Origin of the sequence: Candidatus Aegiribacteria sp. (genome assembly GCA_021108005.1) — a bacterium.
In the GTDB taxonomy this organism is placed as follows: Bacteria; Fermentibacterota; Fermentibacteria; order Fermentibacterales; family JCC-6; genus Aegiribacteria.
This window is the reverse complement of the sequence record JAIORS010000058.1, coordinates 1-26,177: the sequence shown is the minus strand read 5'-3', so window position 1 is coordinate 26,177 and position 26,177 is coordinate 1. Positions and strand designations below refer to the sequence as shown.

General features: G+C 48.5%; 22 protein-coding genes and 1 tRNA gene. 19 read left to right on the top strand and 4 right to left on the bottom strand.

Annotated elements, in window-relative coordinates:
* Nucleotides 1–280 precede the first annotated feature (280 nt).
* The gene (locus K8S15_03605) at nt 281–928 is read right to left on the bottom strand and encodes a TetR family transcriptional regulator (protein MCD4775120.1); all 648 of its coding nucleotides are present in this window, start codon (nt 926–928) and stop codon (nt 281–283) included.
* Nucleotides 929–1,112: 184 nt separating this feature from the next.
* Between K8S15_03605 and K8S15_03600 the strand changes: the two genes are divergently transcribed.
* The 4 genes from K8S15_03600 to K8S15_03585 all read left to right on the top strand — a co-directional run bounded on the left by K8S15_03600 (nt 1,113) and on the right by K8S15_03585 (nt 7,889).
* On the top strand, nt 1,113–3,401 hold the full coding sequence (locus K8S15_03600; protein ID MCD4775119.1) for a TonB-dependent receptor: 2,289 nt from the start codon (nt 1,113–1,115) through the stop codon (nt 3,399–3,401).
* Nucleotides 3,402–3,757: 356 nt separating this feature from the next.
* On the top strand, nt 3,758–5,329 hold the full coding sequence (locus K8S15_03595) for a hypothetical protein (GenBank protein ID MCD4775118.1): 1,572 nt from the start codon (nt 3,758–3,760) through the stop codon (nt 5,327–5,329).
* A 344-nt stretch (nt 5,330–5,673) separates the two neighbouring features.
* Nucleotides 5,674–6,960, top strand: a complete 1,287-nt coding sequence (locus K8S15_03590) for a Glu/Leu/Phe/Val dehydrogenase (protein MCD4775117.1) — start codon at nt 5,674–5,676, stop codon at nt 6,958–6,960.
* Between the two features lie 68 nt (nt 6,961–7,028).
* Nucleotides 7,029–7,889: a metallophosphoesterase gene (locus tag K8S15_03585; GenBank protein ID MCD4775116.1), complete on the top strand. Its 861-nt coding sequence runs from the start codon at nt 7,029–7,031 to the stop codon at nt 7,887–7,889.
* On the opposite strand, the gene K8S15_03580 is transcribed toward K8S15_03585, so the two are convergent.
* The 3 genes from K8S15_03580 to K8S15_03570 form a co-directional block, all read right to left on the bottom strand.
* On the bottom strand, nt 7,886–11,083 hold the full coding sequence (locus K8S15_03580; GenBank protein MCD4775115.1) for a nucleotidyltransferase domain-containing protein: 3,198 nt from the start codon (nt 11,081–11,083) through the stop codon (nt 7,886–7,888). The two genes, K8S15_03585 and K8S15_03580, sit on opposite strands and share 4 nt — an antisense overlap.
* Nucleotides 11,080–12,768 carry a PEP/pyruvate-binding domain-containing protein gene (locus K8S15_03575; protein ID MCD4775114.1) on the bottom strand — a complete coding sequence of 563 codons (1,689 nt, stop codon included), beginning with the start codon at nt 12,766–12,768 and terminating at the stop codon, nt 11,080–11,082. The genes K8S15_03580 and K8S15_03575 overlap by 4 nt, the downstream gene beginning before the upstream one ends.
* A gap of 140 nt (nt 12,769–12,908) precedes the next feature.
* A complete protein-coding gene (locus K8S15_03570) occupies nt 12,909–13,220 on the bottom strand; it encodes a hypothetical protein (GenBank protein MCD4775113.1) in 312 nt (103 codons plus the stop codon).
* 242 nt (nt 13,221–13,462) lie between these two features.
* On the opposite strand from K8S15_03570, the gene K8S15_03565 reads away from it, so the two are divergent.
* From K8S15_03565 to K8S15_03495, 15 genes are all read left to right on the top strand, one after another.
* The gene (locus K8S15_03565; protein MCD4775112.1) at nt 13,463–14,131 is read left to right on the top strand and encodes a MotA/TolQ/ExbB proton channel family protein; all 669 of its coding nucleotides are present in this window, start codon (nt 13,463–13,465) and stop codon (nt 14,129–14,131) included.
* On the top strand, nt 14,128–14,550 hold the full coding sequence (locus K8S15_03560; protein ID MCD4775111.1) for a biopolymer transporter ExbD: 423 nt from the start codon (nt 14,128–14,130) through the stop codon (nt 14,548–14,550). The genes K8S15_03565 and K8S15_03560 overlap by 4 nt, the downstream gene beginning before the upstream one ends.
* Nucleotides 14,537–15,268, top strand: coding sequence for a TonB C-terminal domain-containing protein (locus K8S15_03555; GenBank protein ID MCD4775110.1), 732 nt, complete (start codon nt 14,537–14,539; stop codon nt 15,266–15,268). Before K8S15_03560 ends, K8S15_03555 begins: the two co-directional genes overlap by 14 nt.
* Nucleotide 15,269: 1 nt before the next feature.
* Entirely contained in the window at nt 15,270–16,457 is a 1,188-nt protein-coding gene (locus tag K8S15_03550) for a hypothetical protein (GenBank protein MCD4775109.1), read from the top strand.
* A 37-nt stretch (nt 16,458–16,494) separates the two neighbouring features.
* Nucleotides 16,495–17,037: an OmpA family protein gene (locus K8S15_03545; protein ID MCD4775108.1), complete on the top strand. Its 543-nt coding sequence runs from the start codon at nt 16,495–16,497 to the stop codon at nt 17,035–17,037.
* Nucleotides 17,038–17,039: 2 nt separating this feature from the next.
* Nucleotides 17,040–17,717: a tetratricopeptide repeat protein gene (locus K8S15_03540; protein ID MCD4775107.1), complete on the top strand. Its 678-nt coding sequence runs from the start codon at nt 17,040–17,042 to the stop codon at nt 17,715–17,717.
* Between the two features lie 143 nt (nt 17,718–17,860).
* Nucleotides 17,861–17,946, top strand: a tRNA-Leu gene (locus K8S15_03535).
* Between the two features lie 24 nt (nt 17,947–17,970).
* Nucleotides 17,971–19,251, top strand: a complete 1,281-nt coding sequence (locus K8S15_03530; GenBank protein ID MCD4775106.1) for a hypothetical protein — start codon at nt 17,971–17,973, stop codon at nt 19,249–19,251.
* The gene (locus K8S15_03525) at nt 19,251–19,838 is read left to right on the top strand and encodes an ATP-dependent Clp protease proteolytic subunit (protein MCD4775105.1); all 588 of its coding nucleotides are present in this window, start codon (nt 19,251–19,253) and stop codon (nt 19,836–19,838) included. Before K8S15_03530 ends, K8S15_03525 begins: the two co-directional genes overlap by 1 nt.
* Nucleotides 19,839–19,849: 11 nt before the next feature.
* Nucleotides 19,850–21,097: an ATP-dependent Clp protease ATP-binding subunit ClpX gene (gene clpX / locus K8S15_03520; GenBank protein ID MCD4775104.1), complete on the top strand. Its 1,248-nt coding sequence runs from the start codon at nt 19,850–19,852 to the stop codon at nt 21,095–21,097.
* Nucleotides 21,098–21,109: 12 nt separating this feature from the next.
* Nucleotides 21,110–21,676 carry a ribosome biogenesis GTP-binding protein YihA/YsxC gene (yihA, locus tag K8S15_03515; protein ID MCD4775103.1) on the top strand — a complete coding sequence of 189 codons (567 nt, stop codon included), beginning with the start codon at nt 21,110–21,112 and terminating at the stop codon, nt 21,674–21,676.
* 159 nt (nt 21,677–21,835) lie between these two features.
* Nucleotides 21,836–23,110, top strand: coding sequence for an adenylosuccinate synthase (locus K8S15_03510; GenBank protein ID MCD4775102.1), 1,275 nt, complete (start codon nt 21,836–21,838; stop codon nt 23,108–23,110).
* Nucleotides 23,111–23,169: 59 nt separating this feature from the next.
* Nucleotides 23,170–24,456, top strand: a complete 1,287-nt coding sequence (locus K8S15_03505; GenBank protein ID MCD4775101.1) for a TatD family nuclease-associated radical SAM protein — start codon at nt 23,170–23,172, stop codon at nt 24,454–24,456.
* Nucleotides 24,456–25,271, top strand: coding sequence for a 16S rRNA (adenine(1518)-N(6)/adenine(1519)-N(6))-dimethyltransferase RsmA (gene rsmA, locus K8S15_03500; GenBank protein MCD4775100.1), 816 nt, complete (start codon nt 24,456–24,458; stop codon nt 25,269–25,271). The genes K8S15_03505 and rsmA overlap by 1 nt, the downstream gene beginning before the upstream one ends.
* Before the next feature lie 274 nt (nt 25,272–25,545).
* A partial coding sequence (locus K8S15_03495; GenBank protein ID MCD4775099.1) for a hypothetical protein occupies nt 25,546–26,177 on the top strand: 632 nt, incomplete at its 3' end.

The following is a 26,177-nucleotide window of genomic DNA, read 5'->3' as shown; positions in this document are numbered from 1 at the left end:
TTAAGGACCTAGTGGGCAATTGCCTGTACGGGTTCAAGTCCCGTCCCCGGTACCATTATGGATAAGGCCGCTTGATGTAATTCCAGCGGCTTTTCCTCTATCACTTGATCCAATTATCTGAATGACTGATAAGTTGTCGTTGAGATTATCTCCCTTGCTTGCATCCAATCTTAGAACTATGAAGTCTTGACAGCAAGAGTACTTCAGTGTCAATTTCAGAGTAACTCTTACGAGTTGAATCCAGCCATAGTTTTCAGTGGACAAAGGGCTAAATACTATTTCATTCCTGGAAGGCTTCCCTCAGGGTCTTGAGAATAGACATCCTGGCTCGAGCGGTCAGCTCAAGCTTAATCCCCAGATTACGGCTGAGAAGCCCTATCAGAAAGTCTGCTCGTTTAGATTCAGATTCATGGTCTCCGGAGATCACCCTATAGAGATCCGGACTTATTGCGGCAAATATTGAAATCATGAGCGTTTGACTCAGAGAGATGCGGAGTTCCTCTCTCGATTGGGAGTCGGTACCCTCAAGTTTCACAGCCAGATCATCGATAATAACAGCCAGCCTGTCCTCGAAGAGCTTCCGTGAGTTGCCTGGAATGTTGGTGTCGAAGAGGTGAGAGCGGACGAGGCCCGGATAGCGTGCTATGCCCTCCATGGTGAAGTCAAGGAAGCAGAAGATGCGGATGGGAAGGTTCAGATCCTCGTTCTCAAGGATCATCCTCCAGTCGCTGAAGGCGTGTTCGAGGGTGGCGGTGAGGGCCTGCTCAATGAGGTTATCCCTGGAGCCGAAGTAGTAGTTCAGGGCTGCGGAGTTAACTCCGGCCTGCTCAGCGATGCGGCGGGTCGTAATACCGCTGATACCTTCTCTGTTCAGGATGTCTATCGCTGTAAGGATTATCCTCTGCCTGGCGCCGGTATTATTCTCCATCAGTCCTCCGGGTTCAATCTCAGCGTAATGTAAACTCTCCAGTGTCATCCGGCAAGCCGCGGGTATTGACGAATCCAGTATTATTCATATTTTAATCACATGATTAAATCATATGATTAAAACGGATGATGCGCAAGCTATGCGTCAGTCCGAATATCGACTTCTTTATGGAAGGGATAGTGCAATGAGCTTCAGATCATCGTTCCTTGTTACCCCGGTTCTCCTTCTCCTTTCAATTGTGTACGCCGACGGACCGGTCGGGAGTGTTAGTGGTGAGGTTGTCTCAGAGCGGACACAGGATCCGGTGATCGGTGCTTATGTAATCATCGAAGGGACTTCTTACGGGGGTATGACAGATGCTTCGGGAGCTTTCTCGATAATTGATGTTCCCGTGGGCGGTTACGGCATGAGCGTCAGTAGTGTAGGTCATCATCCGGAGGTCAAGACTGATATCATGGTAAGGTCGGGAAGAGTAACCTTCGTCGAGTTCTCACTGGTGACCGCTGCGATTTCTGGCATGGTCATCGAGGTAAGGCCAACCTGCTTCCGTGAGGATGAGACCAATCCGACGAGCAGTATCGAGCTTACCGGAGAACAGATAAGAAGAACACCCGGCTCAGCGGGGGACGTAATCCGTGTGATAGCCGGTCTGCCTTCCATCTCCAAGGTGGATGACCAGTACAACGGCCTTGCAGTCCGGGGGGGCAATCCTATGGAGAATGGCATCTACATCGACGGAGTGGAGATAGCCAACATCAACCATTTCCCCCGGCAGGGTACATCCGGGGGGGGATTGGGTATGGTGAACGTGGACCTGCTCGAAGAAGTCTGGTTCTCCGCCGGGGGATTTTCTGCCGTATACGGAGACAGGCTCTCTTCCGTCATGGAACTTAAGCTTCGCGGGGGCAATCGGGAGGAGTTCGACGGGCAGGTGGATTTGAGCATGTCCGGATTAGGGGTGGTGTTCGAGGGGCCACTCGACAACGGCAGGGGCAGCTGGTTGGCCTGTGCGAGAAGGTCATACATCGACCTGCTCGTGGACATCGCGGATATTGATGCTGTTCCAACCTACTCCGATTTCCAGACTAAGGTGGAATTCGACCTGTCCCCCTCGCACCGTATCTCGTTACTGGGTATTGGTGCCGTAGACTATGTCGATTATTCGTATGAACAAGCTTACGAGGACGGTAACACGAATTACGGGATCACTGAAAATTGGAATCTTGTAACGGGTCTTGGCTGGAAATGGCTCTGGGAGGGGGACGGTTTCTCCACCACCACCATTTCGTTCCAGGGGATTGGTTTCAAGGGTGATTACCGGGAGGTTCTTACCGGTGATGTCCAGTCCGAGCAGAACTCCACTGAGAAAGCTCTTCAGCTCCGGAACGATAACACCTGGCAGGCATCGCCGCGACTGATGCTGGAGTTCGGATTCGATGGGAAGTACAGGTTTGATCGGTTCGACAACTTCTACGCGGCTGATACGAACTACAGCGGTGAACCAATACCTGCGCTGTCGGTGCGAAGGGATCTCAGTACTCCGAACGGAGGCGTCTTCCTGAGCGGTTCATGGTCGATCATACCCGAAGTGACGCTCTCGTGCGGAACCAGGATGGACCACAATAATCTGACCGGCAGGACCCGTCTGTCACCTCGTGGCTCCATCACCTGGGAGCTCTCTGAAGGCACGGTACTGAGCGCAGCAGCAGGGATCCACAGGCAGACTTTACCTGCTGAATTAATCTCCAGGGATGCTGACTTCGCGGATCTGGAAGATCCCGTCTCCCACCATGCAGTTATCGGATGGAAACAGTTACTGGCGGATGATATCCGCCTTGTGATGGAAGGGTACCTGAAGAGTTACGGCAGTTTCCCCTACGATCCCTCGCAGACAGGATACTTCGTTCTGGACGGGCTCAGCAGCGAGCAGGACCTGTACGCTTTCGAGACTCTGGTTTCCGGGGCGTATGCGCGCTCGGCCGGTGTGGAGACCACACTGCAGAAGCGTCTTATCAGCGGCCTCTACGGGTTACTGGCCGGATCGTGCTCGATCTCCGAATACAGGAGTCCGGGGGAGGACTGGAGGAGCCGGATATTCGACAACCGGTGGACGGTCACGGTGGAAGGCGGCTATAGACTGGACAGGAACTGGGAGTTCAGCGGTAGGTGGCTGTTCGCTGGAGGTCGTCCATACACGCCGCTGGACCTTGCAGCATGCGAGGAGTACAACCGGACCATACTCGACTGTACCCGCATCAATACCGAACGATATCCCGCTTATCACTCCCTGAACCTCCGTGTTGACAGGAGATTCCACTTCAGCGAATCGACACTGGTCTGCTATGCTTCAGTCTGGAATGTTTATAACAGGCGGAATGTCACTGCTACTTTCTGGAACCGGATCGAGAAGAAAGAAGACTACATCCATCAGTGGGGGATGATGCCTATCCTGGGGGTTGAGTTCGAGTTCTAGAAGTACATTCCATGAATGTATCTCTCCGCCTGTGGTTCGGTATTCCGGCATTGAATGATTCAGTTTACCATGCCATTGTAGACTTGTTCGGGCCACAGCAAAGCCATTGCGGCAAGCCGCTTGATATGCTATTTTGCGGTTTAGGAGTATGTCCTGGGCATTGGAAGTAACACCCCCAACGGGTGAAATGGAATTCAGGTAAATTGAAGCAATAGCACCGTTATTTGTAATGGTATTTCGTGTGAATTGTGACCGTCTATGTGGTTCTGCAAGACGTACGCATCGATGGCGAAAATCCCGGTGGTCATTCCAGATTCAATTAACCCTGAGAGTCTTGATTCAGAGGAGACTTGACGATGTCTGCTGCAACACGAACCGTGAGCTGGTGGCAATATCTGCTGCTCATTCCCGTAATTGTCTTTTTCGCGCTTTCTTGTCAAAAAAGCTACACCGGAGATGAAGGACTAACCGTATATCTGGCCTCCGGCAGCTACAGTCACCTGCTGAGTAATGTAGGTGCGGACTTCCATGTTCCAGGTTATTACACTGTCCTGTGGCTTGTTTCGCACACTTTTGGAAGCTCAATGGTGATTCTCCGCCTTTTCTCACTGGCTCTTGTAATTGCGATGCTATTCATAGCTATCAGACATCTATCTTTCCCGGCAGCACTTTTCCTGGCAGTCAGCCCGTTTACACTGCACCTTGCAGTGGAAATTCGGATGTATTCCATGCTAGCCCTCCTGGGGCTTATGCTGATTCTTGCATACCGAAGAAACGAAAAACTACATTCGAAAAGCTCTTTGATAATTCTGATTATTTTGCTTTCCGCCTGCACATGGGTTCACTACTTTGGTTGGATAGGAACAGCTGCGGTTGTTTCTCTGCTGCTGCTGCAAAGGAAGTGGAAGCAATCGGCCATTGTTCTTCTCTCTGTAATTCTTCTTTTTGTTCCATGGGCAGGCAATACTATATCAAAACTGGATCCTCAGCATACTGAAATTGCTGTTGATGATATTGGATTCCCGGATCAAATTCCACTTATTCATAGAATGGCCGGAATGCCTCTTTCTGTGGCGGGAACAACTCTTCGATTTGCCGGTGGAACTGCTGCTTTCAACTTTGATACCTGGGGAATCCGCTTTATCTCAACCAGAACTCTTGCAGGACTGTTCCTCGGTATCCTGATGCTGACTCTCACAATAATTGGATTCAGGCACAACGACAATATCACCCGAAGTCTGATTCTCTGGTCATTCATTACGCTGAGTTTTTTCAGACCAAGTGCAAGGCATTACGCAATTGCGTATTCTGCATACATGATAACTGCGTCACTAGGCCTTCCTTCAAAGAATTCCGCGCGAAAGATATTAATCCTGGCATCGGCGGTGCTGATGCTGGTTATGTGCTTTCCATTCGCAGGAAGAACAACAATTCCACAGCGATGCAAGTGGGACAGAGACTTTCTTCAAGTAGCTACCCTGGCTGTAGAAGAATCTGCGAAATATTCTTTGCCTGTTGTTCTGTTCCTCGACACATACAGCTATCTTGGCATTCGGATGCACATTGATGAAATTGGTTTCCCGGATTCAATGGTATGGTATCCACATAGAGCATCATTTGAAAATGGAAGGTGTTTTTTTGAAGACAGAGCAGAATGCGTAAGTTATATGCAGAGAAACACAGATTCATTAGTCTCTGTATGGATGAACCTGGATGAGAACAACAGAGGTTTCATTCTTGTCGCGAACAATCCTGACAGTACATCCGGCCCTGTTCTTGGTACAGGCAGGAACAGGTTTATTGGTTTGGGAAGCGACATCATGGCAGACAGAGATCTGATGGACGCATTGACTGAACTGACTACAATAGAACAGATCAATCTTTCCGGTAGCAGTGGCCCACTGAGCATGTTCGTATGCTCAAATTGAATCGGGAAACAATGCAGCCGGTAAGGGTATTATCCAGGTGGATGACATGAAACTGTACCGATGTAATGACAAATCCGCGGAATATGGTTGTGCTGGTTTCGCGCAGATCCGTTGCAAGGTCGGAGTGGGCTAAAATGGGAACACGCAGCAGGCCATGCATATTCCCAAAGGATGATCATTTTGACATTCGGATTCTGAGACTTCTCTTTTTCGTGCGGCTTAATTAGATTATCAATGGGTTTTAAAGTAGTTCTTAACCACCCCTGAAGGGGTAAAATATCTCCCTTATTCCTGTTTTTGCAGAAGGTACAGGGAGGTTTTCTTTCATCTGAGAGGAGTCTTTGATGTCTGGTGGTAGCTTCAATGCATTCGAGATGGCTCAGGAGCAGTTTGATAAAGTAGCTGATTACCTGGATCTTGATGAGGGTGCAAGAGGTATTCTTAGAAATCCAATGCGGGAGTATCATTTCAATATCCCTGTTCATATGGATGATGGAACTGTAAAAGTGTTCAGAGGTTTCAGGTGTCAGCATAACGATGCCAGGGGACCGAGTAAGGGTGGAATCAGATTTCATCCCCAGGAAACAATTCACACAGTAAGGGCACTGTCAATGTGGATGACATGGAAGTGTTCGGTTGTTGACATCCCTCTGGGCGGCGGAAAAGGCGGCGTTATCTGTGACCCTCATAACCTCTCCATGCGCGAGCAGGAACAGATCTGCAGGGGCTGGATCCGTCAGATTGCCCGTAACGTAGGCCCCCTCCAGGACGTACCCGCTCCCGATGTAATGACTAGTCCCCAGCATATGCTCTGGATGATGGACGAATACGAGACTATTATGGGTGCTCAGTACCCCGGCGTGATCACAGGAAAGCCAGTGGGTATGGGTGGAAGCCTTGGCAGAACAGAGGCAACAGGTTTTGGTTTGATTTTCACAGTAAGGGAAGCTCTCAAACAGCTGAACATCAGACCACAGGATACAACAGCAAGTTTTCAGGGATTCGGTAACGTTGCCCAGTACGCGATCAAGCTTTACAACCAGCTTGGTGGAACCGTGATCTGTGTATCCTGCTGGGATCAGGCTGATCAGAAGGGATATACATTCCGCAGGAAAGACGGAATAAACCTTGATGAACTCCTGTCAATAACCGACAAATTCGGCGGTATCGACAAGAAGAAAGCAGTTGACCTCGGGTACGAAATTCTCGAAGGGGATGAGTGGATAGATCAGGAAGTTGATATTCTTCTGCCTTGCGCTCTTGAGAATCAAATCAATGCAGAAAATGTTAACAGGATAAGCAGCAGGGTAAAGATTATCGGCGAAGGCGCCAATGGTCCCACTACACCCGAGGCGGATAAGGTCATCGAGGAAAAAGGTATCTTCTGTATTCCCGATTTCCTCGCCAATGCCGGCGGAGTAACCTGCTCATACTTTGAACAGGTTCAGAATAACATGAACTATTACTGGACAAAGGATGAAGTGCTTGGCAAACTTGACCAGAAGATGACCGAAGCATTTGTTGCTGTCAGTGAACTTGCCTCAAAGAACAATCTCTACATGCGCGATGCGGCGTATATAATCAGCGTAAGTAAGGTTGTTGATGCCTGCAGAGCCAGAGGCTGGATCTAGTCCCAGCTCTGATGATAAAGTAAGGCGCCTGTTTACATCGGGCGCCTTTTTTTCAATTATCGATCAATATGGCACACTGTTTATTTTGCTCGGATCTGCATGGAAGAGTTCACCGTTACGAAGAACTATTCCGGGTGATAAGGGAAGAGGAACCTGACGCGGTATTTCTGGGTGGCGATCTTCTCCCGGGAGCTGTTCATGTATTCGCGTCGGATTTTCTTAATGAAGATTTTATAAACGACTTCCTCGCGAAAGAACTTTTACATATTAAAGAAAATTCGGTGAAACCCTACCCCGAGATATTCCTCATACTCGGAAACGATGACGGGCGCTTTGAAGAGGCCACCATGATTGAAGCGGCGAGAACCGGACTGTGGCATTACGTTCATAACCGGAAGATCGGCATGGGTTCTCATCAGGTTTACGGCTACTCCTATGTTCCCCCTACACCGTTCAGACTGAAGGACTGGGAGAAATACGATGTGTCCAGGTACGTTGATCCGGGGTGTATTCATCCTGAAGATGGAATTCACACAGTTCCTGTATCGGATTATGAAATGCGTTATTCCACGATCAAGGATGACCTGGAGCTGCTTACGGACGGTGACGATCTTTCACAGGCCATAATGCTTTTTCATTCTCCGCCGTACAGGACGAATCTTGACAGGGCTGCCTTAGATGGCAGGATGATTGACCACGCTCCCCTTGATGTTCATGTAGGGAGCATCGCAATTCAGAAGTTCATAAAGAAGAGACAGCCTCTCATCACACTGCATGGACATATACACGAATCCTGCGGGATCACGGGCAAATGGATGGACAGTATAGGTGAAACCACAATGTTCAGCGCGGCTCACGACGGTCCGGAATTAGCTCTTGTGAGGTTCGATCCTGATAACCCCGAATCGGCATCCAGGGAATTACTTTAACGCTTGGTCTTCATTTCCAGCGGACGGGCGGGATCGTTTACGGAACCTATCTTGAGAGCATAGGATTGTTTTTCTTCTATGTCTTTGTCTGTGACGATGTGTACGTCTAAAAGGTGTTCCGTTTTGAAACCTGTTCTTATGTAGTTCATCTCACAAAGAGAAACGTCCCATCCATTAAGGTAGGATTCCAGCTGCTCACGGGTTCTGTCGTCACCTTCGAAATGAATAAGAAGGTCTATATCACTGCATGGACCCGCAGTTGCGTTCTTGGTACTTCCGAAGAGGTAGATGCCTTTGATACCGTATTGATCCGGATCGATATTCGAAGCCATGGTTTCAGCCATTCGCTGTCTCCACAGCCAGTGTTCATCTGGATTGGAATCGACTGCATTACGGGTATGCAGCAGTTTATCAGGTTCCTTCTGGTCGAGATCATCATCGGTTGCAAGATACGCGATTGCTTCGCCCTCGTCCCCGCTCATCGCTATTCTCAGAATCCTCCCACCTGTGCTTGCCTTTACGTCAATAACTTTTAGAACATGGGTCAGATCGTCACAATTCGGAAGGATTTTGCTAAGAACATTCTTACTCTTTTCAAAGAACGCTTTGTTGAATATGACACTGCTGTCATCTGGATAGAGGGGAAGGTACCTTATACCAGCTTCCACCAGATCCTGAAAAAAGTGAGTTCCGAAGGAAAGGTCAGGCACGTAGCTGCCTTTCTGAAAAGCCATTTCTATCAGGGCCGCGGTATTGTTGATATCGGAGTAGGTTACCTGTACCCCAAGTTTGATATCACCCCTGCTCCCCCATCTTCCGGGACCCATAAGGATGAAGCTTTTCTTTGAAAGAATACCATTCAGTTTGCCAACCGCATTTCCCACCGAAACAAGCTGATCAAGATTCTTCAGATTGTCGTATTCAAACGGGTCAACGTAGACCACGTGATCGATTTCCGGAATGAACCCGTCCGAAACGTATTTATCGGCGGTAAAAACAATGTCATCGGGATCCGGTTTCTCATTCAGGTGTACCACCTCATCGTGTTCCCAGGAACTCTGCGGTCTGCACTGAAGGATGTATATGTTCTCGCCATCAGCGGCAAACTCTATGTCAACGGGGAAACCACATTCCTGCTCAAGCGTGATCAGTATATCTCTCATGGTTTTTAGGAAGCCTGCTTCCGGGCTGAGAAGACCCTCAAAGGTTGGTATAACGTATTCATTCTCGAAATCGGTTAGTCGCGTAACCCGCCTTATCATCCCCTCCTTATGGGTTGAGAACACCTTCCCGACCTGGGGATACTGCGGTCCATATTCGGAAATAACATCCTCGACTTTTACGGTTTCTATCCTGCGTTCCTCAAGGTTGATCACATCCATATATTTGGGCGCGTACCTTACAGTCTCTTCGACACTGGTGTTGACTCTCAATCCGGGCTGTCCCGGCGCGGCAAGCACCGGGAAATCATCTCCGAGCCTGTCTACCGCTCTGGTTCCAAGACCAGGTACAATCCTGAGAAGGCCATCCTTCCTTCTTATCCTGGAAGACCATCTGAATTCGTTCTGGCTGAACGCGACACCGCTGAACGAAGGCATGTAGTATTTTCCAACTCTTGTTCCTACAACCTGCTGTACGAGAATACCCATCTCCTCCTGGAAATCCAGAAGATTCCTTTCGTTCCTGTATTCAATGGCATCCGGGCCGAACATTGAAGCGTAAACTTCCGAAATAGCGTCCATAAGAGCTTCCAGCCGTTCACTTTTCGTACCCTGATTCGCAAGGAACAGGCTTTTATACTTCCCGCTGAAAGCGGCCTCCACACTATCTTCAAGGAGACTTGAACTGCGTACTATAAGGGGGTAATCTCCGATAGTATCAAGGGCCATAGAGAGCCCCTGTGTCATTTCAGGGCTGAAAGCGCAGTTCTTGAAAAGCTGTATCAGGTTCGGGTACTCCAGACGTATCTCAGCAAGGTACCTGTACCGGTATTCAAGTAATTCCTCGAGACGGTTGTGGTGAACGAAATCAAGTATTCCGTCGCTGCTTATGTACCATGTCTCAGGTGTCCTGATGTTCGATAGCACAGGATCTCTCAGGCCTGCGAGCTTGAGTATCTGCTTCGCCATGAAAAGGCCGGCCCCCTTCCCCCCGAGCTGTCCATGACTTCTGGTTGGAATAATGAGGGAGTCTGTCAATCTGTAGAAATCCTCGATGGAAACCAATTCCTTCATGCGGCTGATATAATCCAGTCTTCTGCTTACCAGTCTTCTTATGAGGGATACTTTAAGAGCGTTCAATACCGGTTCTGACAGGGTTGCTTCATTGCTTAGAACTTCCCTGTGGGTGTCCATGGCCTGTATAATATCGGTCAGCGAACTTGCATGATTGTCCAGTACGTTAATCAGATGATCTATCCTGTTTTCACCTATCCACTTCTGGAGCAGGTTAAGTATCTGCCCATCGCTCAATTCCCTTGATGCTATAGCGAATATTTCTTCCACAAGTTCGTAGCTGACCTCGAACTGTTGCCTGGGAGTAGGTTGATTGATTCCCTGGTGGTCAAGATCAGCATCCTTCGTAGATATCTGGCCGGTCCATCTGTTCAGAAGGGCAGTGGCATCGGTTATACCAATGAAACTCAGGTAATTAAGAAGTCTTCTAGAGAGTATCTGGTAAAGCTTGCTGTCGGTAATCAGAAGCATGTCCAGAATTGTCTTCCAGGATTTGGGCTCACCTGAGTCGGATTGATCAGTGTACTCTTCCTCTTTAAACATCCGGGAAAGACTGTCGTGAAGGATGGTATGGCTTATTCTTCTGGCGAGTGTTTTTATCAGCTTCTTCTCTTCTTCAAGGAAGGCGTTGCTCATGTCAAGTTCCGGTACTTCCTCAGGATAGGAAACAAGAACTATTCCAACGTTGCCGCCGTTGATCGTCAGACTTTCCGAAAGCTCAGTGCCCCCCTCACGGTAATCCATCGATTTGTATTCTCTGCCCATGTACGCTATCTTGGCTTCGCAATACTCAGGATTGCACCAGCCATGAGGCATCGATTCCGCAACATCTTGAAGTTTCTCTTCAAGAGATTCGTCACTCATCAGGATTTCATCGATCATGTACAGACAGTTAAGTTCCTTTGCTCTTTCCCTGAGAGAGTTCAGCAGTTTATGAGATTCCGTTCTCTTTTCAGTCATCTGAGTATCACTCCAAGTCCTTCTCTGCCGTTAATTCTTACGCTTACTCCACCGGGAATTCTCAGGCACCTTACATGTTCCGTCTCATGGAGGATTTCACTTCCGGTATTGATAGTATCCCAGTTTACTGGTCCGTCAATCGGTTCGCTTACCGAAAGGTAACCAACACCGAAACTGGACAGATTGTGAAAAAAGTGCGATCCCTGGCTTAGTTCTACCCTCATCTTCGGGCCTGAGATCTCGATAATCGCTTTAGCTCCCGAGATATGCCCCCACGTTACAGGTATGCCCAGCCACGGGTCGGAGCTACCCCAGCGACCGTATCCGATAAGCAGGTATCCTGCGTTATCGTTCATAAGTATTCTGTTGATACGCGCAATCTCAGAAGCGATCTGCCTGGTAACTGAAGTATTGAAAGTTTCAGGTTTTACGTACACAACATATTCGACTTCCGTTGTACCGTTCCCAAGAGCCCTTCGGGATAGAGCCAGAACATTCTCTCCGCTCATGTCTGCTTCTGAAATGTCCACTTCTTCGGTGAACGCGGCTATAGGTCTTACCTGGAGCAGCCCCAGAGACGCGTCTTCCGATTGACCGGGCCCCTTGAAGGCGAATTCAATTTCTACGGGAGCATTCGCTTTTTCTGAGCATAGATCAAGAACATCCAGCACAGCGTCATTAACGGGTATAACCCTATCATCAAGAATAGGGGCGAAATTAACCACTTTCGGTCCCTTTCTGCCCGTTCCGTGAACAAGACTGTCAGATTCCGGCAGATACGTTGATGCCACGAACTTGAGTGTATCATCGTAATCAGCGTCTTCGAGCTGGCAGGAAATCATATACTCTGTTTCCTTTATCGGATCAAAAACAGTGATTCTATCCATGTTTACTGCCCAGAAGCTGTTCTGAGTACCTTTCATCATATCTCCGACTGAACCGAAGGGTGGAGGAGCTTTGGGACTTTTGGGGCTGTAGCACCAGCAAAGCCCGCCATCAACAATGCTTTTGCCAAGTCCAAGGGCCAGATTTACTACTCCATCCGATGGTTTTGCCTTGCCGAACGCGTAGTAATTGAATGAGCGCGCTACTCCGGACACAACCGGGTAGAATCTGTTACCATATTTTCTTCCGACTATCTTCTGAAGAATTACTGCCATAGCTTCCTCAGAGGCTGAACTTCCGATACCTTTGTGAAATTCCCTGGAATCGCTGAAGTATGTACTGGCCCAGATGAGTTTGACGGCTTCTATCAGTTTTCTGAACCTTACTTCATCTGATGGCTGATTATTCGGAATCATCTTCGTCTGATATATGCCGGCCAGCGGTGACTTCAGGTTATCTTCGAGAAGGCTTGAGGACCTGACTGCTACAGGTTCATGGGTTCCGCTTACGAACTTCCAGAGGTCACCTGTAAGCATCGGGGACATGCTTCCCTTCTGAAAAGCCATGGCTATCCTGTCATCGGGTTCATTACCGTCGGCATAGGATTGCAGGTCGTTGCGATGAACAAAATCGAGGAAGAACTCGGTTGTTATTACCGAGAATTCCGGTACGTAAACATCCATTGGGAAGGAAGTGTTACTGCCGCAATCTCGCAGGCTTTCCACTATATCCACCAGACCCGATGCTTTACCCCCGATTTCACTGCTACCATAATAGATCACATCTGAATTACTGGCCATTTCCGTTTTCCTTCCCTTTTGAAAATACAGATAAATAGTATAACAGTGATTTCCCCGGTAAGAAAGGATATACTTCCGTAGATTTCAAGGGATATTCTAATGCACGATTAAGGGTATCTCCCGTACCCATGGGTCTGGTATCAATCGGAGTTAAAAATAGAGGAAAGCACAAAAAATAAGAGAACCAGCCTCAGACCCCATGAAACAATTACCACAAGAATTATTTCAGGGAATATTTTGCCGGATGTCCACTTTGAAAGCAGCCAGATAAGTACGACAAGGGGAAGTATATTCCCAAGGAAAGCTACTGGAATCAGACTCGTAAGGTTGGCGATGGCCGAAGCGGCGAATACTTTCGCGATACTTCCCTGAACTCCGGTCAGTATCATGGCACACAAAAGAAGACCCCCGGAGATAAGGGTATAGGTAACAAAGAAAAGAAATACATTCATTATTGACCATTCGTGATTATTTGAGAGTTATCGTATATTCCCGAATATCATATTATCTTTTACACACATGGTAAATGATGTATATGGAACAGAACCACCCCTTTGAGTGTATATAGTGTTGAAGAAACGATTATGGCTAAGGTTATTAAGATATTTGAAACGGTAGACACCGGTTCTGATGAGTTATCACTCGGCATCATACACGAAATTGATGCCATTGCTGAAGCAAGGGAGGAATATCCTTGATTGGACAGGTACTCACTATCGTAGCCAGAGCCGATGTTGTAACGAAATTCATTCTTATTATCATCGCTGTCCTTTCCGTTGGTTCATGGGCTGTAGCCATCGCTAAAATCCGTGAATTCAGGGCTATACTGGGTTCTTCAAAGAAATTCATGGACGCCCTCAGGACTACGGGAAAACCGCCGGGGAATGATTTCTGGAACAGAAACAGTGAAGTGGGCCCTCTTGCCAGGATGTATGCCGAGGCTGGAAGATTCCTTCAGAGAAGACAGGACAGAGGGATAACTGAACCTCTTTCACCCCAGGAGGTAGGCAGCCTGACAAGCGCTCTTGAACGCGAGGCGGGGGAAGACCTTGCTCAGCGTGAAAGGAATATCGGGCTGCTCGCGACTGTAACAAGTGTAGCGCCTTTGCTTGGGCTGCTTGGAACCGTATGGGGAATACTCACTAGTTTCATCGGAATGAAGGAACTTGGAGTTGCAGATCTCAGCGCGGTTGGAGCGGGTATCGCGGCTGCGCTTACTACTACCGTCGCTGGGCTTCTCGCGGCCATACCTGCCAATATCTTCCATAATTTCGTTGTGGGAAGGATTAATTCGCTGGCAGGGGACATGGACAGATTCCTTTCCGAACTTGTGGATGTATGCAGAAGGGGAAGCCTGGAATGATCAAGACCAGGTACAAACAGTTCTCCGCTATCAACGTCACCAACCTGGTGGATGTAACCCTCGTTTTACTGGTGATATTCATGCTGACTTCACCGGTGATGCAGAGAAGCGCGGATGTTCTGCCGCCTTCGTCCAACGAGGGAAGAATTTTAAACAACCTTGACCCCTCCGAATCACTTGTTATTGAAATTGATGCCTATGGCAATCTGTCCGTTTCGGGAGAAACGGTTCTGATGGAAAATCTGAGACCCCTGGCTGAAGCGGCGTTCTCCTCGGGAAGATCTGAAGCTTTTGTACGGGCAGACCGTGACGTAAGGTATGAGATAGTAGCCAATGCCCTTACAAAACTGGGCAGCGGAGGATATCTCAGTGTTGGGCTGATTCAGGAAAGTATGGGTAACAGCAGTGAGATTCACTGACAGCAAAGGACAGAATTCAAGCTGTTATTCGATTCGCAGGCTTGATTACATCCTTGCCGGTGCAGGGCATCTGCTTATCCTGTTTGTCGGGTTGATCTCTTTCAAAGGCAGTGCTGAAGTGCCTGCCGGAGGTAATGAGGCCATGATGGTCACAATGGTTACGGCAACTTCCGCTTCCGAAGTATCTCCCGCTGAGATAACCGGTCCTGCGGAAATTCAGGAGGAACCAATACAGGTCTCAGTTCTCGCCGAAGAACCCGTTGAGGAACAGATCGTCGAGGAACCGGATGTGGTGGAACATCCTGAGAACCCGGTGGAAGAGAATCCAGAAGAGGTCGATCATCAGCAGATTCCCGAAGAGACCCCTCAGGAAAATCCACCCGAGGAGATTCCAGCTGTTGAACAGAATTTTGCTTCCGTCAGCGGAGAGGGATCCGCAGGAACAGGCGCTCCCGGGCCCGGAACCTTTGAATCAAGAGTTTTTAATGCTGTACGAAGAGGGTACAGAACCTCGGTTGAGCCTGAGCGGTCCTACAGAATAATCCTGACCGTTAATCCCGATGGTACCACCAGTATTGAAGTAATAAGGAAAAGTGGTACTTCAGCCTTTGATAGAGCTGTAGAGAACGCTCTTGCCATGGCACAGATACCTCCAATGCCGCCGGGACGAAACAATCCGGCGGTAATAAACATTGAATTCGTTGGACCGGAGCAATGAAGTGAAAATCTTAATACTTACAATTCTTCTGGCCATTTCAGCAGGATCTCTGTTATCGGACAGTTTCATTCCAATGACCCCTGTGGGCGCGCAGTGTATTCCAATTTCGGTTAGTGTCACGGGGGATAGAAATCTTGTTGATATCGCATTGGATCAACTTATAGAAGACATCGATTTCTCCGGACTGCTGATCACCTCCGACGAAGGATATGCGGAGGCAGAAGTAGAAGTAACGCACTCCCTTAATGGAATCGATCTCCATGCGGAGGTTACATCAGGGGGGGAACACCTTCTTGCAAGAAATTACTCAGGACAGAATATCTACGCGCTGGTACACGCCTTTGCCGATGACCTTGTATACGATCTGACAGGAGAAGATGGTATCGCTTCAACCTGGATCTCTTACGTGACCAGAAATCCTTCCGGTTATGCGCTGGAGGTGAAGTCACAGGATCCAAGGGACGCAAGGGTCGTGATGTTCGACGAGGATGTAATAACAACCCCTGCCTGGTCTCCGGATGGCGACAGAATTGTTTTTACTTCTTTCAGATCGGGAAACGCTGACCTCTGGTGCTACAGCTTTGCAGAATCAAAGGCTGACAGGATTCTGAGTATCCCGGGCCTGAATTCCTCTCCCGCCTGGAGTCCCGGTGGTGAAACCGTGGCTCTGACACTGTCAAGCGACCGGAATGTTGATATTCACCTTCTTGATATCGATACCGGAGAAACGACCCGCCTTACACTCAGGGGATCAATAGAAACCTCGGCGAGTTTTTCTCCAACCGGCAGACAGATAGTATTTACCAGCGACAGGATAGGCTATCCTCAACTCTACATTATGGACAGCTCCGGAGGTACGGCCATCAGGGCCACAAATTCCCATGGTTACTGCGACAGTCCGACCTGGTCACCTGATGGTGAAAGAATTGCGTACACCGCTCAGGCTGGCAGGGATTTTCACATATTCGTTATGGATGCCGATGGCTCCAACATCCGGCAGGTCACGACTCAGGGGTCTCTTAACGAAGATCCCGTATGGGGGCCGACAGGAAGGCATATCGCTTTCAGCAGCGATATGGACGGAGAGAGAGCCGTATATGTTATTGAACTCAATGGACTTACAATTAGAAAACTATCCGATGAGGGTGACAGCTACTGCCCAACCTGGTCACCTCTTGGATTCAGATGATCGTATCGTATCTCTTCTGAAAGGCGGGATGTGAATTGTGAACGTTAAACTGATTACATTATTGGCCGCTTCAATACTGATTGCCGTGATGATGTCCTTCTCCGGATGCAGAACCGATAGTACTATACCTGACGGTCATGATACGACCACAGTTTTTGTTGAGGAATTGCCCGATACACTTGCCGGTGTATGGAACACGGACACACTGTCAACATCCACCGATTTGCTGCTTGTTCATCAGGAACACCTCAACGATGTCTTCTTCGAATACGACAGTGATGAACTCTCGGGGGATGCTCTTGAACTGCTTATGGAGAACGCTTCATACATAATGGAAACCTATGGTTTCAGGGTTCTGATAGAGGGGCACTGTGATGAAAGAGGCACTATAGACTACAACCTTGCTCTGGGCGAGAACAGGGCTCTTGCCGCGTACAATTACCTCGTTAACTACGGTGTTGATTCCGGCCGACTGCAATACGTCAGCTACGGCAAGGAAAGACCATTCGATCCTGCGCATACGGAGCAGGCCTGGACAATTAACAGAAGAGATCACTTCCGCGTTCTTCCTGGAAACTGATCATGCTGCGATTATCCATTGCGTCGATTCTTGTTCTGCTGATGTTCACGGGATGTTTTGGTTTCTGGGTTCGCACACCCGAGGAGATAGAGAATATCGATGCGGATCAGCAGAGAATGCAGGAAGATATTGACTCTCTCGCCAGGGCTGTTGAAGATAACGAAGTCCTTCTGAGGGGTCTTCAGGCGCAGTCGGGAAACAGGGCGGCGAATCTTGTGAATAGACTCACCGCGCTGGCAGATGAACTCGACCTTGCCCTTATGAGGCTGAACACCGCGGGAGGCGCCACTGTGCAGGATACCACCACCGGACCCGATGCGCAGCTTCTCTACAATGAAGCTTACAGACAGTTCCAGCAGGGCAGTTTCGAGATCTCGGCACAGGGTTTTCTGGAACTCCATGACAGGTATCCTTCATCATCTCTTGCGGACGATGCCCTGTACTACATGGCTATTTGCTGGGAAGAGGCAGGGCAGTCACACAAGGCAATAGAAGATCTTGTAGCTCTTTACTACATGTACCCGAATTCGGAGTGGGCACCAGGAGCCATCTTCAGGGCAGCTGACATATACGATATCCATGGAGCGCCCGGAGAGAGAGACAGGCTCTTTGATCTTCTGCTGAACAAGTATCCAGGCAGTGATGAGTCCGCACTTGTAAGGGAACTGCATCCCGATTAACCAACGGGACCGGAGCAGCTTGCTTTCAGACCGGAAACAGTCGGTATCCGGCTGCTTCTGATGTCTACACGGATGATTCGCATGAGCTTTGACGAAACAGCTTTATCAAAGCATATTTGCCAACTACGTAAATTAATGCCGTTGCGAGAGTGGCGGAATTGGCAGACGCGCCAGATTTAGGATCTGGTAAGTATAACTTGTGGGGGTTCAAGTCCCCCCTCTCGCACCATCAAAAAACAGGGAAGATTTTTATATGTATGATATTGTCAAATCGGAAGACAACAGGAGAACTGTTCATTTCGTCGAGTCTGCTGAACGGATAAACGGGCTTTTCAGGAAAATACGGAAGCAGATCTCAAAGGATATTGAGATGCCGGGTTTCAGGCCGGGGAAAATTCCAAAGTCGATCATCGATAAACAGTATGGAAATATGATAAAAGCTGAAGTCGCGGACAGTGTAAGGCAGGAATTCACATCCGATCTTCTTGAGAAGGAAGATTGGATCCTTGATGATAACGATCCTGAAAGCAAAATCGAACTACCTGTTGAAGGCGACTCTTACAGTTTTGAAATGACGTTTTCTCTCTTCCAGACGCCTGAACCCGCTGGAACCGATGGTATCAGCATAGAGATACCACCCCTTGACCTTGAAGACGCTGTAGAGAAAGCAATCGATTCATTCCGCGAAAAAATGATCAGTTTTGAAACCGTTGAAAGACCTTCTGAGGATGGAGACCTTGTTCTTCTGGAAGCCCGTCCTGCCGGAAACGCCGATGAACCGCAGAAATTCAACGTCAGAATCGGAGAATCGCAGATAGGAGAGGGTTTCGACCAGCTGGTAACGGGGGTTGCCTCGGGTTTTGAGTTCTCGGCAAGGATGAACAGCGATGATCCTGAAGAAGAAAAACCTCCGGTACATAGTTTCATTGTCACCGGGGTGAAATGTCCTGTCCTTCCTGACCTGAACGACGAGTTCGCTGAAAAGGCCGCAGGGATGAAGAATCTTAAGGAACTCAGAGAAAAGGTGGAAGAGAGTGTAAAGACCCGTTACGACCAGGAGGTTGTATACCTCAAGGAAAGATCTGCCGTTGACAGCATTCTTGAGAGCAACCCCTTCGATCCACCTGAGTACATGGCTGAGAATCTGAAAAAGGATTACGTGAATAGACTGGGTGAAGAGGATCCAGGGAAGGAAACATTAAAAGCGGCAGAGGAGCTTGCACAGAATAAGGTGCGTGAATTTCTGATTCTCAGAGCATTCGCGGAAAAGGAAAATATTCAGATTACCGACGAGGATATAGAGGCTGAAAAGAGCCCGGAGGAATCGAGATCATCGGTTTTTGACAGGTTAAGAAACAAAAAAGCTATGGAACTAATTCTGGATCGTGCCGATATCACTGAAAAGAAGCCAAAGAAAAACACTGATACAGAGTCCGATAAGGAAGATATGCCTGATTCGTTATGGCGCTGGGTCCTGGTTGAAGATGGAAATCAGGAAACCGTTGGCGAAACAGCTGGGAAGGAAAAATCCTGATGGCATCCATTATACCTTTTGTTGTAGAGCGTGAGGGGAACAGAGAAAGATCCTACGATATTTATTCCCGCCTTTTAAAGGAACGTATCATATTTGTCGGTGACGTTCTTAACAATCAGACCGCAGGCCTGATAGTTGCGCAACTGCTGTTTCTGGAAGGGGAAGATTCCAAAAAGGATATCAATATGTACATAAGCAGCCCGGGAGGCGAGATCTCTTCGGGGCTGGCAATATACGATACGATGCAGTTCATAAAGCCGCCTTTGGCTACATTCTGCATGGGAACAGCCGCCAGCATGGCAGCGGTTCTGCTTGCGGCGGGGGCTAAAGGAAAAAGAAATATCCTTCCACACGCCAGGGTGATGATCCATCAGCCCATGGGCGGAGCCCAGGGGCAGGCCAGCGATATAGAGATACAGGCAAATGAAATTCTCAAACTCAGGGAAAAACTGAATATCATCCTGTCCGAGCATACCGGTCAACCTCTTGAGAGAATAACGAAGGATTCGGACAGAAATTTCTGGATGGATGCCCAGGAAGCACTTGATTACGGTATCATAGACAATATGCTTGAATCCAGAAACTAACGGAGAAAAGTATGGCTAAAGAGAAAAAATGTTCTTTTTGCGGAAGATCTATCGGTGAAGTTAACCAGCTGATCCAGGGACCGGGAGTTCATATCTGTGATGAGTGCATAAGATATTGCAGCGAACTTGTTGACATTGAAACCGATCATGATCTGGAAATTCCGGAACTGGTGCAGGATGATCTTCCTGTCCCCTCGGAGATCAAAGCAAAGCTGGACGAGTACGTTGTAGGCCAGGAACAGGCAAAAAAAGTCCTTTCGGTAGCGGTTTACAATCACTACAAAAGATTGAGAACCATCAGGGAATCCCCGGAAGTGGAACTCGAGAAAAGCAATATTCTTCTTATGGGGCCTACCGGCGTTGGGAAAACTCTTCTTGCCCGGACCCTTGCCAGGATTCTTGATGTGCCTTTTGCCATTGCCGACGCGACAACACTTACCGAAGCTGGATACGTTGGAGAAGACGTCGAGAACATACTGCTTCGTCTGCTTCAGGTGACCGACATGGATGTCGCAACCGCACAGCAGGGCATAATCTACATTGACGAAATCGATAAGATCTCCAGAAAATCGGAAAACCCATCCATTACCAGAGATGTTTCTGGCGAGGGTGTTCAACAGGCTCTTCTGAAGATTATTGAAGGTACGGTTGCCAGTGTGCCTCCCCAGGGAGGAAGAAAGCATCCTTACCAGGACAACATTCTGGTGGATACCAGCAATATCCTTTTCATATGCGGGGGCGCGTTCAACGAACTGGAAAAGATTGTCGAGAAACGCTTCAAGAAGAACGCTATTGGCTTCACCGCTGTTCTTGATTCGTTTGGCCGGGAGGAGAACAACATGCTCGCACATGCCGAATCCCATGATCTTGTTAAGTACGGCCTGGTACCCGAGCTTGTTGGAAGACTCCCTATACTGGTATCGCTTGACGATCTGGATATAGATGATCTTGTAAAAGTGCTTACTCAGCCAAAGAACGCTCTGGTACGTCAATATCGGTACCTTTTTGAACTTGAGGATGTAGATCTCGAATTTTCAAAGGGAGCGCTTGAAGCAGTTGCCGAAAAGTCAAAGGCAGCGGGAAGCGGGGCGCGGGGACTCAGATCCGTGCTTGAGGGAATTCTTCTGGAACCGATGTACGATCTGCCCGATCTGGATAACGTGAGTAAACTCGTAATCTCACCGGAAGTTGTTAAAGGGAATGCTGATCCCAAAATAGTCAAAAAAAGAAAGACAAAAAAACCTGGAAAAGTCGGCTGAGCAGGTCTATCAATGGCCTCCATGAATATAGAGTTTCTCAAGAGTTGTCCGGGGCCAGCAACCCTGCCCCTTGACAGGCTTCCCGAGCTTTCCTTTGCCGGCAGGTCAAACGTTGGAAAATCTTCTCTTATTAACAGGCTCAATGGAGGACATTCCGTTGCCAGGACAAGCTCCCGCCCCGGATGTACACAGTACCTTAACCTCTATTCGGTATCCGGGATGTTTTACATTGTTGATCTTCCAGGTTATGGATTTGCCCGCGCTCCCCGGAAGAACCGTACAGAATGGACGGGATGGATAGCTTCATATCTCATGGACAGAATTCCGCTGAGAGGTGTAGTGCTGCTCATTGATGCCAGGCATCCGTGCTTACCCAACGATATCGAAATGGTGGAATTTCTTAAGGAGAGGGGCAGGCCCTACATCATCGCCCTCACGAAATCGGATAAGCTCAAGCGGGGAAAGCTTGCGTCAGCTGTAAGAAAGGCACAGGATATGGGGCCGGTAATACCCGTATCATCGATTACCGGCAGCGGTATTAAAGAGCTTAAAAAATGGATTTTTCAGGCAGTCGATTAAACAAATTGAATACTGCTACGCTCATGAATATTGTAAAATTAGTTCGACCAGACACCATCTCAACGTTGCTGAACGGCCGAAATAGCTTCGATCATCAGCTAAGTTATCGCTGGTGCGGGTCAACTCAGAAGTTCTAGATCAGTTCACGGAAGGAATAAAATGCCTGCAACCATAATTACCGGACTTCAGTGGGGCGACGAAGGTAAGGGGAAGATGGTCGATCATCTTTCTGAAAACGTAAGAGCCGTTGCCAGATTCTCCGGCGGAGCCAACGCGGGACATACAGTTGAAGCGGACGGGCGCAGGATTGCGCTTCATCAGCTTCCAAGCGGATTGATAAGACCCGGAGTGCTGGGAATTATAGGGGCTTCATGCGTGCTGGACCCCGTCGCTCTTACGGAAGAAATGCAGACTATGGAGAATGAGGGGCTGTCCGTTGCGGAAAGGCTTGTGATTTCCGGAAAAGTGCATCTTGTTCATCCAGCCGGAAGATATATTGAGAACTCCAATGAAATAGAACTTGGAGACGCCTCAGTGGGCACTACAAGGCGAGGAATCGGCCCCACCTATGTACGTAAATTCATGAGACAGGGAATCAGGCTTGAGGATGCTGCTGTGCCGGAGGTTTTTCTTAAAAAATCCGCCGCCATCACCGATGAATGCATAGAACGGCTGGATCTTGCCGAAGTGCCCGCCGAATCGCTGAGGGAAGAAGTTAAGGTGTTCAACCGCGAATCTCTGAAACTGGTTGACCGCGCGAAGGACGTATCGATGGTTATCGCGCAGATACTTGCATCAGATAATTCAATTCTTGCTGAAGGCGCTCAGGGAACTCTTCTCGACCCCGATCATGGTACTTACCCCTTTGTCACATGCGGTTCATGTATAGCCGGGGCTGCATGCGTCAGTCTCGGAATCGGTCCGGTTATGATCGATGAAGTAGCAGGAGTCATGAAGGCTTATACCACAAGAGTCGGGAATGGACCATTCCCGACGGAGCTGACAGGTTCTCTTGGAGACAGAATAAGAGAACAGGGTAATGAGTACGGAGCTACTACCGGAAGGCCACGAAGATGCGGATGGTTCGATGCGGTTCTCGCGAATTACTCGGCCAGAATAAACGGCTGCACCTGGACAGCGCTTACTCTTCTTGATGTCCTGAGCGGCATTCCCGAGCTTAAAGTCTGCAAGAAATACGAACTTGACCCGGATATCGATCTTACTCTCTTTGAAACAGGGGAAAGGCTTGGGAAACACATACCCCGGTACGAAACCCTTCCCGGATGGGAAGAGGATATCACCGGAGAGCAGGAATGGGACGCGTTGCCCGAAAACGCCAGGAAGTACGTGCTGTTCATTGAGAAACTCACAGGCGTACATATCAAGGCAATCTCCACAGGACCCGCCAGGGAGGATCTGATCTGGAGAAACTAGAGTACTTCGATACTCACTGTCACCTCTGTGATGAACGGTTCAGCGAAGATCTCGACAGCGTGCTTGCCAATGCGGAGAAATCCGGTGTAACACGATTCATGGTTCCCGGCATATCTCTTGAAAGCAGCATGAGGGCAGCCGAACTGTCCGAGATCTGCCACGGCGTTTACGCTGCGGCGGGAATTCATCCAAACGGATTCGATCCTGAATCTCCGGAGAGCCCCGATGAAATTGTAGAAATTCTTCTCCGTCCCAGGGTGATAGCTGTCGGAGAGACAGGACTGGATAATTATCGGGAAAGGGTTCCTGCTGAAATGCAGATGAAGGTATTCAAAGAGCATATAAGGCTTGCGGAAGTGTTTGGATTAACGCTTATTGTTCATTCCAGAAACGCGGAGAGGGAGGTTCTTGATGCTCTGGGTGATGATGTTACCGTCCCGGTTATCATGCACTGCTATACCGGTCCGGATGAATTCGCAAAACGGGCTGCTTCCAGAGGTTATTATGTAGGTTTCGCAGGCCCGCTTACTTTCAGGAAGAACAGTCGTCTGAGGGATCTTGCCGGATCGCTACCGGCTGACAGGATTCTGATTGAGACGGATGCTCCATATCTGTCTCCCGAACCGGTAAGAGGAAAAAGGAACGAACCTTCCAACGTGAAGTACATGGCTGATACTATTTCAGAAATATGGGGCAGGGATCCTAAGGATACGGCCGGAATACTGATCAGTAATTCTCTCAAAGCACTGCAGCTGGCCAACCCGCGAAGAACTGACCTTGTATATCGTATGTATGGAAACATTTACATGAACATTACAGGCAGGTGCTCCAACCGCTGCATGTTCTGTATAAAAGACAGAACGGATGGCATAGGAGGTTACCATCTGAAACATCATGCAGAGCCGGACGGGAAACAGCTCGAATCCATTATTGAACATCTGCGTCCCGGTATGGGAAACGAACTGGTTTTCTGCGGATACGGTGAGCCCACCATGAGACCTGAGCTTCTCAGGAGACTTGCGGGAAAAGCTTCTGAAAGGGGTTTTTCTGTCAGGTTGAATACGAACGGAACCTGTCTTGAAAGGTTATCCAAAGAAGAAACCACTGAACTGCTTGAACCCTTCGATTCGGTAAGTGTAAGCCTGAACGCGTCATGTAAAGAGGAGTACAGCAGTATCTGCCGTCCCGCGCAGGAAACCGCATGGGACAGTTTGATGAAGTTCATAGAACTGGCAGGAAAATCCGCTTCCGTCAAACTTACGGCAGTTGATTATCCCGGATTGGATATGGGATCGGTGGCGAAACTGGCTGCAAGCCTGAAGCTGCCGTTCCGGGTAAGAGGATAATGCTGCTGACTGAGCTGATGAAGTACCTGAAGCAAACCGGACTTAATCCGGATAGAAATCTGGGTCAGAACTTCCTTGTCAATCCTTCCGTGGCATCAAGAATCGCGGCTGAAATTCCTGCAGAGGGCAGCGTCCTGGAGATCGGACCCGGATTCGGTTCCCTGACGAAAAAGCTGCTTCCGCGATCCGAATCTTTGTCTGTGGTTGAGATATCGGGCAGGATGACATCTTTCCTCAGCAAGAGATTCGAAAGTGAACGGCTGAACGTTATCAAAGCTGATTTTCTCAAGGTTGATCCCTCAGAATTGCCCGGTTACCCGTTCATTACAATCGCAGGAAATCTTCCCTATTCTATATCCTCTCCAATACTTTTCAGAATGATTGAAGGCAGTTTCAGGCATGTTCAGAAAGCGGTTATCATGCTCCAGAGGGAGGTTGCCGTCAGATTGGCGACCCTTGACGGAGGAAAGGATTACGGTAAGCTCTCACTTCAGATATGGCCCATATTTACCGTAGAGAACCTTATCGATGTTCCCGCAGAGGATTTCTATCCGGTTCCAGGGGTTCTTTCCAGGGTGGTCGTTCTTAAGCGTCGGAGCGAACCACTGGTTCCCGAAGAGTTGTACGGCAGATTCAGAAGAATCGTGAAAGTTTCATTCTCAATGAGGAGAAAAACCATTCAGAATAACCTCAAAGCGTTGCTGGGAAAAGAGGAAGCTCTGAAACTTCTTGAGATGGCCGGGGTAGACCCCGGGCTGAGGGCTGAACAGCTGCCTCCCGAAAAGTTCATCAGGATGGCGGAGGTTATACAGTGAGAAAACCAACAAAAACTTGATTTTCCAACGTGCCGAAATCAGTTCATGACACGGTTCATGCGACCGCTGCAATCTATACTTTCGATTTATTCACCTGTAATCAATGATACCGTCCGTCCCAAATGCACGCACAAAATCCCCTTGACCCAAACTCATCTTTGTGATAAACTGTATTTGCAGGCTTAAATAAACCTCTATCAGGATTGATAAGCGGGAAAGATCGAATTGAGATGGATTCTTCAGTACCACTCGTTTTAGCAGAAAGGAGCATATTATGGCATCCCCCCCGATAAGATTAATAATTGTGGTTATTACACTGATCTCCTTTTCCGCGCTCCTTGCGGAAACTCCCTTCGATAACACCATACCCACCCTTGCCATGAGGATAAGAGGTCCGGATATTGGTGTAAAAGACATTACACTGGAACTTCTATGCGAACTGTCATGGCTTAATTTCGATGCGGTGAACTTTTCCGGTAGAGCCTCCAACACAGCTTTTATGAACTTAATGTCCCTCTGCGACAGCGCGGGGGTTTATTACTCCATCTGCCCTGAGGAGGTAATGCAGTACCTCAAGGAATGGGGAGATTCCACTAAATACAGATACTGGTTCCGGAACAGCGATGAATTACTAACCTCCGATTTATGCTTTCTCAGATGTGGTGGGGATTATACTTCGTTGGTAGACTCATCGACCGCTGAAGCGATGTATGAGGATTCCGTTTACTCCATTAAAACAACTATTGTTGAAGAACTGGCGAACGTCACGAAAAACTACGAATTCCTCTGGTTCTACGAGGTATACGACGAAGCTCCTGCCCAGCAATGGTGGAATGCTCTGAAGGATAATAATGATCCCTGGGATGATTACATACCCAACGTTTACACACAGGCCAGAGATGACGA